At 47.0% G+C, this 13,865-nt stretch carries 8 protein-coding genes; all 8 read right to left on the reverse strand.

Annotation, left to right across the window (positions count from 1 at the left end):
• Positions 1–5,934, reverse strand: a 5,934-nt coding sequence (locus AMS66_RS13820; protein WP_236703416.1) for a DUF6531 domain-containing protein, incomplete at its 3' end; no start/stop codon positions are given.
• Between the two features lie 46 nt (positions 5,935–5,980).
• On the reverse strand, positions 5,981–6,457 hold the full coding sequence (locus AMS66_RS13825; protein WP_053781348.1) for a DUF4280 domain-containing protein: 477 nt from the start codon (positions 6,455–6,457) through the stop codon (positions 5,981–5,983).
• Complete coding sequence (locus tag AMS66_RS13830) at positions 6,454–6,990, reverse strand: hypothetical protein (protein ID WP_053781349.1); 537 nt, start codon at positions 6,988–6,990, stop codon at positions 6,454–6,456. The genes AMS66_RS13825 and AMS66_RS13830 overlap by 4 nt, the downstream gene beginning before the upstream one ends.
• Before the next feature lie 44 nt (positions 6,991–7,034).
• Entirely contained in the window at positions 7,035–8,165 is a 1,131-nt protein-coding gene (locus tag AMS66_RS13835; RefSeq protein WP_053781350.1) for a pentapeptide repeat-containing protein, read from the reverse strand.
• A gap of 47 nt (positions 8,166–8,212) precedes the next feature.
• A complete protein-coding gene (locus AMS66_RS13840) occupies positions 8,213–9,739 on the reverse strand; it encodes a contractile injection system protein, VgrG/Pvc8 family (protein WP_053781351.1) in 1,527 nt (508 codons plus the stop codon).
• Complete coding sequence (locus AMS66_RS13845; RefSeq protein WP_053781352.1) at positions 9,736–10,362, reverse strand: hypothetical protein; 627 nt, start codon at positions 10,360–10,362, stop codon at positions 9,736–9,738. Before AMS66_RS13845 ends, AMS66_RS13840 begins: the two co-directional genes overlap by 4 nt.
• A gap of 27 nt (positions 10,363–10,389) precedes the next feature.
• Positions 10,390–11,166: a hypothetical protein gene (locus AMS66_RS13850; RefSeq protein ID WP_053781353.1), complete on the reverse strand. Its 777-nt coding sequence runs from the start codon at positions 11,164–11,166 to the stop codon at positions 10,390–10,392.
• A gap of 39 nt (positions 11,167–11,205) precedes the next feature.
• Positions 11,206–13,851: an acetate and sugar kinases/Hsc70/actin family protein gene (locus AMS66_RS13855; RefSeq protein WP_053781354.1), complete on the reverse strand. Its 2,646-nt coding sequence runs from the start codon at positions 13,849–13,851 to the stop codon at positions 11,206–11,208.
• Between the last annotated feature and the right edge of the window lie 14 nt (positions 13,852–13,865).

Below are 13,865 nucleotides of genomic sequence, written 5' to 3' on the forward strand. Positions count from 1 at the left end.
CAGGTCTTTCTCACCTTGCCGAATGGCAACGACCCGACCCACCGGGTCATGGACGTATTCGACACGCATTCCGCCAGCATCCGTGCGGGCCACCGTTTGGCCTTCTGCATCATACTCGTAGCGCAACACTGGACGCGGAGTGGTGTCCTTTGCCTGTTTCGTCAGGTCACCGATTCGGCTCTGATATTTGGCCGTAAGCAGACCGTCTTCGTTATAATCGTAGTCATAACGCACTTCGTTATTCGCAGACGAGATCAGCAGTCCGTCTTCGCGGTAGGTGTACGTTTCTTCTTCGCCGCTGGACAGCTCCCGTCTGCGAATGAGTTGGTCATTGAAATTGTAGACCATGTCCAGTACCCGCTGGTTCCGGTCCTGCTGCCTTGCCAGGCGGCCTTCCCGGTCATACTGGTACGTCATGGGCAAGCCATCCGGGCCTGTAATCGCGGACACTTCACCCAGGGAATTATACGCATATTGGGTCGCATGTCCCTTCGCATCCGTAGAACGAGTTAGATTACCGGCCACGTCATAGTCATAATGCTCCGTCGTGCCGTCCGGCCGTGTCAGTGCCTTAATATTGCCCCATCCGTCCAGCGTACGGCGCGTCATCCGCCCTTCGCCATCCCGAATTCCTACGACATGCCCTGCGGCATCGTACTCATATTCCTGTCGCAAGACTGAGATACGATCTGGGCCATTGCCCCACACTTGACGCACTTGGCCAGCCAACGTATAGGCATACCTCGTTTCGACGCCGTATTCCGTCACGGCTTCCTGCTCCCCATAACGGTTAAAGGCATGCCGCTGAATAATCTCGCCCAACGGATTTCGGATTTCGGTTAGACGGTTCAGCACATCATACGTATATTCCGTTCCTGCCCCATCGTCACGGGCTGCATCGTACAGGCCAGGTGTCACCTTTTTGGCGAGTTTCCCTTCGGTATTGTAGAAGAGCCGGGTGATACCACCCCGCTTGCCTACAAAACGGATGGGTCGATTTCGAACATCGTACGCATATTGTATCCCATGCCCCAGTGTATCCGTTTCTTCTGTCACGTTGCCGCTGCGGTCATACTTCAGGTACATGGAACTGGCCTTCGCTCCTGCATGCTCCCGGCGGCTGATCTGTACGATCCGGTCTGTGCTATCATAGCTAATCTCCGTTTCGTACCCTTCGGGCGAACGTATATACGTAATGTTCCCGTTACGATCATACCCATATTCGGTCTCTGCCGAGACCGTTCCCTGGCGTTCATCACGCAGGTCTTCCCCATCGAGTACGTCTAGCTGGCGCAATAGCCTGCCCGCTTTGTCATATTCGTAACGGATGTATCGCTCCTTGCCTTCACTCAGCTTATAACGTTCGGAGGTCCGCTGATTCAGACAATCGTATGTATATCGAATGTCCGCTCCTGTGTCATCCGTGATGCGAGTTACACGCAAATTACGATCATAGGCATACGTAATACGATGATACGTCGCCGGATATCCCTCCCGTGTAACGAACTCCGACGTTCGCTCTTCCTTCACCAGGTTTCCGGCAAGGTCATATTCATAACGGGACAAGCGGTACATCACCTGCCCATATACCGCAGGCTCACTCTCAGAGGATATCCCTTCCTGAACAGGTTCCCGTTTTTCGATCAACCATCCTGCCGTATTGTAACCATACAGTGTACCGAACCGTTCGGCATCTTGGTCACCACTGTCCACTGCTTTGCCATCCATTTCTTTGACGACCCGTCCTGCGGAATCATAGGCATACCGCCGTTCGATGTGCCCTTCTGCATTGGTCACCTGAACCAGACGATCCATGGCATCATAGTCGTATTCCGTCCCCAAACCATCATCCGTCGCCGGATCATATTGCTCTGGACCGATGGACTTCACGAGATTACCGGCGGCATCATATTTAAATCGTTGAATCCCTCCATCGGGCAATATGGTCTGGATGCGGTTTCCACGATGATCATATACATGCTCCATGCCTTGACCATCATCCAATACCGGATCATATTGGTTCGGCTCCACCTCTTTGAGCATATGATCGTACATGTCGTAGTGGTACCTTTGGGTGTGATGAAGCGGATCGGTGATGCGAATGAGATGATCCAACGCATCGTAGCGGTACTCCGTTCCTTTACCGTTATCGATTCGTTCCACGTAATCATTGGGCTGCACCCGCTTGATCATGTTGCCCATCTTGTCATAGAACATCAGCGTAGTATTGCCCTCTGCATCCACAATACGGGTTCTTTTGTTCAGATCGTTGTACTCGAATTCAACGGTTCCATACGCCGTCGTTATGCCGGTGACCCGGGCCGCACCATCAAATGTATATCGATATTCTTGGCCCTCGGCATCCCTAACATAAGATGGTGAATCCGTATGATTGACTTCATATGCATACGTAGTCACGTGACCCAGCGCATTCTGACGTGTGAGAGTCCTTCCGTGTGCATCATAGGTATAGGCAGTGACAGCCCGACGCTCCGCATCGATCGCTTGCGTCTCTTCCAGTACGCGTCCGAACGTGTCATAGGCATACGTCTTTTCCACGATATTATTGACTGACACGGAGATACGGTTGAATTGTTCATCATAGACCTGACTATGCTGTGTGCCATCAGCTGCAATCTCCGTCAGTAGCTGCCCATTAATATCATACTCCCACCGAGTAGTCCGGCCACCTGTATCCGTATGTGCACACTTGAATTGATACGCATCATACTCGAAAGTTTCGTGTGTCCCATCCTGATAGACGATATCGGTTACAAGGTAATCTGTATTATAGCGATACGTCTCCACGACATTCGTAGCATGGAAAGTAAATGTCGTTTCAGAATCAGCATCATTATAATGGATATCGGTCATTTGATCGTAAGCATCCCTTTGCCGGATTACTCTACCAGCAGCATCATAGATGTTAGTCACATAGGTATTTCCGTTCTGGTCCGTTATGCTCTCAAGATAGCCTTGCTCCGTATACGTATATTGAATGTTCCCCTGATTGGGATAGGTTACCTGCATGAGGAGGTCGCCGTCATATTCATAAATCACGGATCTGCCAATATTGTCGGTCATCCGTATTAACAAGCCATCCCGGCACTCCATCAAGACAGTCTTTCCGCCCGGTGCAATCAGACGGCTAATACCGTTATCGTTATACTCCAGTCGCGTCCGATTCCCTGACCGATCCGCAACGCTGCACAAACGCCCTGTCTCGTCATACTCGTACGTTACCCTGTCCGGTCCGATGAGTGCATACCCCGATGCATCCTCATATTCGATCAGGCGATAGTCCTGCTTACCTCCAATCGCATTGATCCAAGTGCCCTCATGAAACATAAATCTCTCGTAATGGCTATCCGGACAAATGATGTAAATCCGATTCCCCTCTCGCTTGAGGTAGGATTCATATGTAAAAATAAACCCTCGGCCCGTCAGTCCCTTGACTGGATAAAGTGAATTATAGTTCCGTACCATTTCGATCGGAGAACCACTATCAAGCACGATCATGTCTTTGGCAAAATAATGAAAGCCACCTCTCGTGACATCCACGGGATCACCAGTCTTAACCATCGTAGCAAGGCTGGCAACCGACACTTTCTTTAACGTATCCCATGTCAGAGAATGGTTGACGTTCCCGTTTCGCCATAAATCCTCCGCCATGGCTCCCCCCATGCCGCCTGCTACGGAGGAAACATAATCGGTTAGTCTGTTTTTGCCTGTAAAAGAGAAAAGCCCCCCCACTACATTAGCCGCCAAATTCGACGTGAGGCTTGTGCTTCCCGTGTTCATCATGTCCTGCGTCATGCCGCTGATTGTACCGCCTGCTACCGCTCGGCCATAGATATTGGCAAAATTGCTTAACCCGGTACCGCATTTAATACCAGACATGAATTTACCCATCATGGCACCACTCAAAAATCCGTTCTGAAAGCTCTTCATATAGTGGCCGATTAACGTCTCTCCTGGTTGTAACGCAGGGTCGAAGATTGCAGTGATCGCAACGTTCACTCCTCCACCAATGGATGGAAGAATTAGCGCTGAAGCTCCGCCACCAGTCAATACGGAGAGTCCCCCAACAGAGACAATGACCGATCCATATTTGACCATATCGTACAGTTCGGCATTGCCGCCCAACACCGTATCCCGCATAAAATTGTGCGACTGAGACAAGTCGCCTACCCTGGCCTTGGCTATATCCTGGCTGCCTTCTGCCATCTCGCTAGCTGCCACCACCATTGTGGTGGTACCCGCAACCAAAGTTGCTCCCGCGGCAATAACCAGAGGTGTTGCTGCCCCACCCGTAAGAACGACCGCCGCAACGCCTACGGCCGCTGCGCCGATCAGCATGGCGATTTTGCCAAAGCCGATTTTGCTTTTGCCCGCCTCCATTTTGTCAACCAGTGCCTGTCGATATGCAAGAGCATTTCCGTTGATCTCTTCCATCATGCTGGCATCTTGCGCTAGGAGCTCAGAATCGTCAAACGGGTCTGCCGGCGGCTTGCCTGGAGTCCCATCATAATATATGGTAGCTGCCTGTATATCCGTAAGATCAGCGATGTAAATATATTGATCCAGATTGATGCCTTCCATCGGGCTTCTGGAGATAGCCACCATTTCGCCTGCAGTCATTTCAATTTGTTTCGGAGCAGGCATGTCCCCTTTAACGTCGATCAGGAAATCCTCCAGAGCAGCAACGGCTATATCCGTATTCGCTAAAATTTCTATCGAACCGTCTCCGGCCAGTTTCAATTTGACGGTTTCTGCTGCATCTGCGGCAAATACGATATCTTCACCCGTCAGCTTCATCTCCTGATCCGAATCGTTCGTTAATGACTTGATGGCAGGATTGGACGACTTTTGGCTGTATTTGCTCTGTTCGACTCCTCGGCGGACCGAACTCGTCGCAATGGCGCTCTTCTCGGATGGGCTGGGAAAATGTAACTTCACCGGCGATCCCGGCTTGGGCATCATGTACGCACTCTGGTTATCCATACCTGTCGAGAATGGGAACCAACAGGCGTTATCCGTTTCGGCTTCCTTATCAATATCCAGATGCAATTGGACCTTATTGCGGGATATTTTCGTGATCTTACCTTCAAGCGATAAGCCTTGTATGCCGTAAGGCAGGATTTTGGTCAATTTGGCCTCGGCTTCGGATAGTAGCGTGTAGGTATGAATTAGTTCACCGTGGGCCACCGTCGATTCAATCTCATAAACGACAAAAGGTAGTCGCTGAATCTCCATTTGGTTTCCAAGCCGGTACACCTGCCTGCTCTGAATCTGATAGCGAATTTCCTGTGTTTCCCGATGTGGAACAAAACGAGACTGCATCGTATACGCCTCAAAGGCCAGCTCGTTCTTCGCCATTTCTTGCGGGATTCCAAAGGCTATGGCAGGCGCATCATCAACTATGGGCACGATTACCGTACCCAAGCGGGAAGCAAGTCGAAGAATGAACTCCCAGTCTGTTTCCTGATATTGCAGCAACATTTGCCCCGTTACCGTAGCCGGTAATGCATTGATCAAGGAGGCACCTGCATATTGATCAATCACCTTATGGATGACCTCGGAGTAAGTCTTTTGCTGATTTTGATACGAACGCTTCCTCCATTCAATATCCAGCATGTACGTATGTGATACTGCCACCAATTCCAAATAAAAAATGCCTTGAACATGCTCGACCACCGCCTGTTGAACCATTCCGGCAAACAGGCACGTTTTCTTTTCCCGACCATCTTCAGATGCTATGTATGCCTTCACTTTGTCGTCTGTAGTAAGCTCATGAGCACTGTCGCTTCCCTTTTCATGTAGGACAGCCCTGATCCGCAAGTAAGAATGTTCATTCATTCGATGCATGATCTGTATATCTTCAATTCTGACCAAGTTACAAGGTATTTCAATAATCATACCTGCATAAACCATTTCCACAATTATTTCTCCTCCTTCCTATGACTATCACGGAATCCGACTACTCTCTCTGACCGTTATGAACTATCGTGATATCCCCACGCCCGCAAATACAAAAGTTTTTGCAGGTGTTAAGCAAGGCATCTCCAGTACTCACCTTGACGTCATCTTTGCCGTCCAACCACGGAGCAATAATTTGAGGCGTACACATGGCCACACACTCAGGTGGCGGCAGTTCTTCCAACGGAACATCCTCTTCTTTAGTAAAAAGGGATTTGAACCAACCAATATCCTGCTTAGGAGGTTGGACCGCATCTACGATTGCCTTCATCTCAGCCTGTACTGCCGGATTGCTAAGGCTTGTACACAAGCCAAACGGTCGGATATTGGTCATCGAAAGGAAATCATTCACGTTTAATTGCGGTTGCTCATGAATGTAATCACCGTGACTGGCAGGGATCACCAATCTCGCGGGTCGTGTCCCGAATGTGCATTGGGCATATGCCCCATGTACCACATAGCTTTTGTCATCACTCATATTTCCTCCTCCTCCTTCGACTCCAGCGGTTCGAGCGATATCCCCCACAAATCTCGCCGCAGTATGCTTTCAGCAATGTCCAAATTAATGACCAGCCGCTGATCGTCAATGCCTGCAATGCGAAACACGGCATGTCCTTTGGTCATCTTCCGGTCAATGATTATTCGGCTAGGCCTCCCCCAAGGATCATATTCCGTTAGATCAGACAGACATTCCAATCGATCTACCAGCAGCAACCAATAGGTTTGTTGCATTTCTTCCGCAGGATGGGCAAGTACCACACATTTGAAGAGAGCATCGTCATCGTACATTTCAACGACCTTTTTTAAAGGATCGGACATGAGAACAACCGGACGGTCAATCAAATCCGGAATAATCTTGTCCTTTCCTTCGACATACACAACGGTGAAATCTTTGATCTCCTGTGCGCGGTCTTTCGAAACCTCCAACGTTCTAAAGGCAGATCTCAAACCATCAAACATGATCATATGTTCATCGAGCAGTCGATCCTGCGTCATGATAAAATAATCCATTTATATCCTCCTCCCGCATTATGGTATCCATCCGCCGTTTTCGTTTAGGAGTAAATTTTCAATCCTTCGCGCTGTTCTGAACTCAATTTTATTGTTTTAAGATCCTTTTCAAGAAAATGAGCCCCATCTAGGCGACACTGCACAAAGTTTGTTCCTTCGAAAACAGCCCCTCTGAAGTTGGCTCCTCTCAGATCAGCATTCACGAATACGGCATTGGTCAGATCCGCTCCTTCAAACCGTGTGGGGCTGAACGCCGGAATATGAAATTCTTCACAGGTTGGTGTGACATAACTTGCCTGAACTTCCTCGAACTGTGCCCCGGACAGGTCAGCCCCACCGAAATCCGCCCCATGAATGAGGCTATGCCCAAAATTGGCGTGGGACAGTTTCGCATTTCGAAAATCGGCTCCAATCAGTGGGCAACCGACGAGTAAACTGCCGCTCAAATTCGTATGAGTAAAGTAGGCATAACAGAGATTCACTAATTTGAAGTACATATCGCTCAAATCGATATTTCTAAAGTTGCCATGCACATACTCATCCAGCTCGTTAGGGATAAGTTTTTGCCTAATATCTTCCGTATCGGGAACGCAAGCGTATTTATATATCAATTCATTGAAATCCTTGTGTTCACCTGACCGGATATACAGGTCTTCTTCCTTATCCAACTGCAGGAATGTCTCTTGCTCTGCAGCAACCTTCATGACTTGCCTGAACAGATTGGTAATATAGTGCATGTAGAGCGAAGCTTCCTGTCTCATCAGAAGAAGCAAGTCTGCGTCCAGTATTTTGCCGATGTATTTTTTGCTCTCCTGCAAACTCAACTCATTGAATTTCATTAAGTATCTGAACGCCCAACTTGCATCATATTCGATGAAGCACTCCAATGGATCGGCATAGAGCGCTTGGTCGTACCAGTAGATCCTGCACCGAAAATCCTGCCTAATAATACGATTTCTGAAAAATGTGATATGAATGTGTCCGATCTTTCCTTTACGTCCCAACCTTTGCATTTCCAATGCTTTGGAGCAACCCTCTGTAAACACGTGCAAAGCATGCTTGTGCAACTCCTCCAGATGTACTTCCAAGCTCTGATGCAAATCGCCAATACAATTTGCTCTGAATGGCGGAACCCATTGCTGGCGAAGTTCATTCAAAGCTTCCGTCCGTTTCATGACATCCAACACCTCCTTGCCAACAATAAAGATGGTCAATTTCAAGCCTAGCTATTGGTGAACACCTCTGTGCCAGCCATTGTTGCGTTACCCGACTCATCCAGCGTGATTTTACCGCCTTTGTCGCTACTAATTACAATTTGGTCCTGGGCCGTCAAAAGCAGTGTCTTTTCAGCACGAATACGAACATTTTCCTGTGAATGAAGAGAGACTTCCTTTTGTCCCATAATGGTTACTGCACCGTTAGCCTCCAACATAATAATGGATTGACCGTTGTTAGCAGATATTTTAACATTATCTGGCGTGAGCTTAACTTCCATTCCTGCAGGATTGCGGAAATAACGTACGTTCGGATCGGACATGCGATCACCGGAGGAAGAAGCACTTGATCCGCCACCGCTTCCAGCGGCAAGCATCGCCCCGCCCTGGTTCCCGGTGCTTACAGCAACCGGCTGAGACAGTGCCGTTTCCTCCGAATAGGTGTTAACAGAGCTGATAGCATAAGCCTCGGTTTCTCGGGAGCTCGGAAAATGCACCCGGACACTATCCCCCTTCTCTGGCATGCAGTACCATCCACTACCATCTTCTGAAGCGTAAGAAGTAGCATACGGGAAAGAATAGGCCGTACTCTCTTGACCTTGTTCATCAATCTCCAAATGTACTTTGACCGTGTCGCGTTGAATGGCAAGAACACGTCCTCCAATGGAAGCGCCGCGCATACTGTCATTGTAGAGAGCAGCTTTATTCATACCTTTGCGGCTCGTTATTGTATAACGGTGCACAAGGAGACCTTTTTCCATGCTAGATGTACATCTTTGAATGCAATAAGGGCGCCCCTTGAACCTGATCACATCACCCAGATTCAAGACGCGATGCGTTGTCACTTCATAATGCACAAAATCGGATTCATGGACGGGGGACTGGCTGTTTCGGGATTGATACAGGTAGGAGGATAGATCTTTTCTGACGACATAGTTATAATTCTCCAGATGCTCATCCGTGTCATCGTCGGGCACACCGAAGTAAATCTTCACGCTGTCCAGATGTGCTGCCGGTAATAGTACGGTATTCATACGGGCAGCCATCCGCTTCAGGAAAGTCCAGTCTGTTTCATAATATTGAAGAACAAACTTGCCGATGCTATCATCACGTCCGACGGCGTATATGACATCATATCCTTTATGGGCTTTTCCGACTTCTTTAGCCAACGCATTATAATTAAGTGAAGGATTCTGAAATGAACGAGTATTGCGTTTGAGATCCAGCATGTACGAATACGTATGGGCTTCTGCTTGTAAATAGTAAACATCCTGTACCTTGCGCATTTCCAACATGGTGATCAATCCACAGAACAACTTTTTGCTGTTACCATTTGACATGACCTGCAACACATTTACCGGAGTAAGAGATTGCACTGACTGCATATACTCATCATGTTGCTCTTTAGTGATCGTTCCGGATAGCGATATCTTGCCATGCTCGTTCACCATTTGTTCGATCGAGAACTGTTCCAATCTTATCTGGTCAAACGGAGTGATTTTTATGTTTTCGTAAGTCAAAGCTTCTGAGCTCATAAATCTGTCACCTCCAGCGAAGATATCATACCTGTAATCACCGGTTTCCAATGACTCCATCGTTCCAAATTACCGTTTACATTAAAAATGAGCTGATAATCGCCTTTTTCTATAAAAGCTTGATAATTGAATACGTGCCCATTGGCCACGGAACTGTTAAACACACAATACCTAGTTTGCAAGTCACACGGAACAACATTCCCGTCCTCCATCCAATTCATGCCCAGTTCCATGGATCGAAACTGTTGCTGCATAATCTCTTTGAATTGCCCCATCGACATGGCTTTTACAGGTTTGATCCATTGCATCATCAAGTTCATTTCAAGCTTCTCGTTACTGTAGACCAGATGTTCTGACGTTCCCAAGGTCTTCACGAATTCTTGAGGCAACCTCATGCAAATGCCCGTGCGCATAAGGCTTGTTTTATCAAAAGATACCTCCGTTCCTTCCACTATAAGCGTCCCTTTTAGAATACCTTCCATAATTTCTTGCGGGGATGGAGTTTCCTCCAGTCCAGGATGCTCTCTCAAGTTCTGATGAATCGTATTCCCTTGTCTTTTCTCCCGCTCTTCCAGTCTTCGCTGTTTTTCAAGCTTCGCTATCTCCTCATCCAGATAAGACAAAACCTCCGCCTCCCTTCCGTAAGTAAATCAATCTACAATCATTCTTCCTTTACGGCCATTGGCCCATGGCACTGCCGTCTTCGTATTACGACCTGACTCGACCAATATCATGGACAGTTGCCTATGCAGCTGAACATTCGAATAATCCTCGCAATTCATTCCGGTTTTGAGATAGATATACTGCTCAACTACTTGACGGGATACCCTTTCCGAATTCAAGCAGGTGAACGAAAAAACATGATCCTGGACATCTCCTGAACGAAATTGCAACATCTCATAGGCAAAAAAACGCAGGATATCCGGTCTCAGGGTAGGTGTTGAAATTGCGGAGTAAGGAGCATGTAGATCGCACCATGTATTATATTCGGTATTCATATCCGCAAAATCTTGATAATCAGATCGAAGAACAGCACCCGGCTTTAACTTGAATCTTCCCAATTCCACCTCATCAAGCCCCAATGACTCTTCGCCCTCCAATACAATTTCGGCATGATGTGCCGTAAAATCGGGCCTTCGGGTCGGTTCAAGAAAAATCATTTTCAATACGGCCACCCGGCCAGTAGCCATATATGGAACTGAAAAATCATCTTCAAGCAAGTAAAGGCGCCCGGCATGTTTGAGTATACCTTTACCCACAATAAGAACCTGATCTTCCACGCTCACCTTTAATCCTGTCAATATCCCATCCGAATAATCTTCGAATCGAACATCTAGAAAAGTCCGGGGAAAATCCCTAAGATTCTCTAACATTTCGGTACGTAGAATGCGCCCCTTCTCAAATCGTGGAACGATGTGTACCAGCATAGCCATCCCCCCTCTCTCTCTTTGCTTCAAACAAGCAAATCACTTTGTGCCATCGAAGAAATCAAGTTCGGATGATTCCAGTTCGAAGGGAAAAAACTTTTTGGGCCCTAAGTAGAGCTGCTCTTCATTTCGTGATACGGGGACGACGACGAATCCCCAATGCTGTTCCCCGGCAAAGACAAAAAACCTGGTTTCGCCATTACGAATCGAGTCGGTGTCGTCTTGCAGGATAAACCTTCCGAACTTCACTGCGATCTCTTCATAAGACTTGATCTCATATGCGGCTGGTTGATTGTGATATACATAGCGTCCCCGTTGTTTTCCATCGATTGAAGTAAGATAAAATTCGATCTCTGAAACATGAGAAGGGCGGGATATGAATCCGGAGGTTTTCTTTTCATTCAAGCCTTCAATGAGATTCTTCTCCGATCCCGAGTGGGTTAAGGAACTGATCGTATACGGAATTACTGGAGATTGATGCGTAATCTGTGGATCAATCATCCCCATCTTTTTGGAATTCAGATAGCGAATAGCTCCCTTAAGACATGCCATTTTTAATTCTGGTGTTTTCTGGCTTACTTCAGCCTTTTGCTTAAATTCAATGCTTTTCCCCGGGACGAATTCCTTTAGCGCCTCTCGAAACAGATCAATTCGGCAAGACTGCCCTGTAAGCTTGATAATCGAATAATCTTGCAAGCGTCCATTATGATAGAATTCATCCAGAAATTTGCGAACAATATTATAGATATCCGCTTTAAGCAATTGATGAATCTCCCTAATATTGAACACAACTCCCGGAAGATGATGCTCATCCCTGAAACGGCCATTTTCAACAACAGATATCAGCCATCGATCCATTACCTCGATATTTAGATCCGTTTCTGTACCGGTGCCACGCTCCGCTTCAAATTTGCTGCGCAATATGCCTGTTCGATGAAAAAATTCCTTTTTCATGTTTTCTGCAGCACCCCACAGAAGGTGAAAATTATTCAAAACTCTCTGATATTCTTCACGTGTCGCGCTCTCATAGTTCTTAAATGCGGTCGGCAGAATTTGTCCAGCCTCTAAATACCGTTTTTCCAATCTTTCGTAAACCGCATCTACTCCGAATTCATCAACATGTCGATACAAATCTCCTCCAGGTATGCTGATTAATGTATCAATATCCGTATCGGAGTAACGTCCATCCGTTGCATAATAATCTGCAAACACAACTTTCATGAATTGCATGATCCGGTAAGTTAGATTATTACCTCCAAAGTTCATATCCCCGTTTTCAAAGTTTGTATGGATATCGAGTTTGTAGGCTATCCTCCCATCCTCAATTCGAAAGCGGCACGAAGATAGATCCGTTGTTCCTCCCCCGCAATCCATGACAAGCGCCTGATATTCTTCACCGTCTGCAAAAGCTCCTCGATCCATCTGATCAGCCAGTGTATTATACAGAACAGCCAGACCTTCATCCAAAACCTGATCTTCAACGATTTTGTAATCGGGAAGAACATGTTTGAACATCTCAATGAACTGTACCTGCAGTTTGGCCGGAGCGGTAAAATGAAGATTCTTGAATCGGCATTTGAATTGCTGTTCTGCTGTACCTATCACATAACGGAGGAAGCCTCCGAGAATTTCACCGCGATCAACAACGGCTGTATTCCCTACAGAATCGATGATCTCTTCTTTGGCTTCATAGTTATTGATCCATCGCTTTATCCCCCTGAAGACACTCGCCCGCGTTCCTCCAAATTCATGATCTCCTAGTGCTTCTTCACCATAAGAATAGACAACATGTTGCGAACTGGAGCACTCCACAATACGAACTGCCGTTGGTAATACTTCTGTCCATTCCTGTCCCTTTCGCTGCGGAAACAAAACATAGTTGATTGAATTGATTTGGACTGAAGAATGAACGCCTCTCTCCGGTTTCGAAACATATTCATCATCTAAGTATGCTCCAGCTGTTGTATTGGATGTCCCAAAATCAATCGCAAGTACCGCCTCTGTCGTTTCCGTGTCCCTTATGACTAATTCGGAGACGGGAACACAGGCAGCCTGAAATTTCAATGGAAGCATGGGCTGATCATTGTAATATGCATGATAGAAATAATCTGAATCCTGTTTTTTTAAGAACAACAAACGATAGTCCCGATTGGATGTTTCCCTTAGATCTGTATCTTCATCACGCGATAAATAGAAGCATCCTTGGCGATTCTCATCTTTGAGAATATTCATGATGCCGCACAACTGCCCACTCCCGTTTACCAATAAAACATTGGAATTATTGAGCCACACTTCATCGGATTGGATCAGATAACGATCATTCTTGCCCGTTCGCACGCCCTGATATAAAGTAATTCTGGCGGGAACACGAATCGTCGCTTCCTTCGGCCGTTGGTCCTTCCAATATTGTTGCAGAATGGTTTCGATTCTTTCGAAACCGCCATCGTGATGACGTGTAATTAAAAAGTGTTCCTCGTCACTCCTGAATTTTAAAATTAGGCTGATGAGTGAATTCCGATCCAGACGGTTGGCCAAACCTTCTACAAGACGCTGCTTATGACATATTTCTTTCAACTGGAAAGTTGTCATTTGTTCAAGCTCCACTCTTGCATATCTGGTTGCGAATGGACTACCTTTATCATCTGTGTCCGGTTGATGCAGCCTATACTTATAAGGTCCGTTCATCATTCACGTTTCCT

It is taken from the genome of Paenibacillus xylanivorans (genome assembly GCF_001280595.1).
GTDB classification, from domain to species: Bacteria; Bacillota; Bacilli; order Paenibacillales; family Paenibacillaceae; genus Paenibacillus; species Paenibacillus xylanivorans.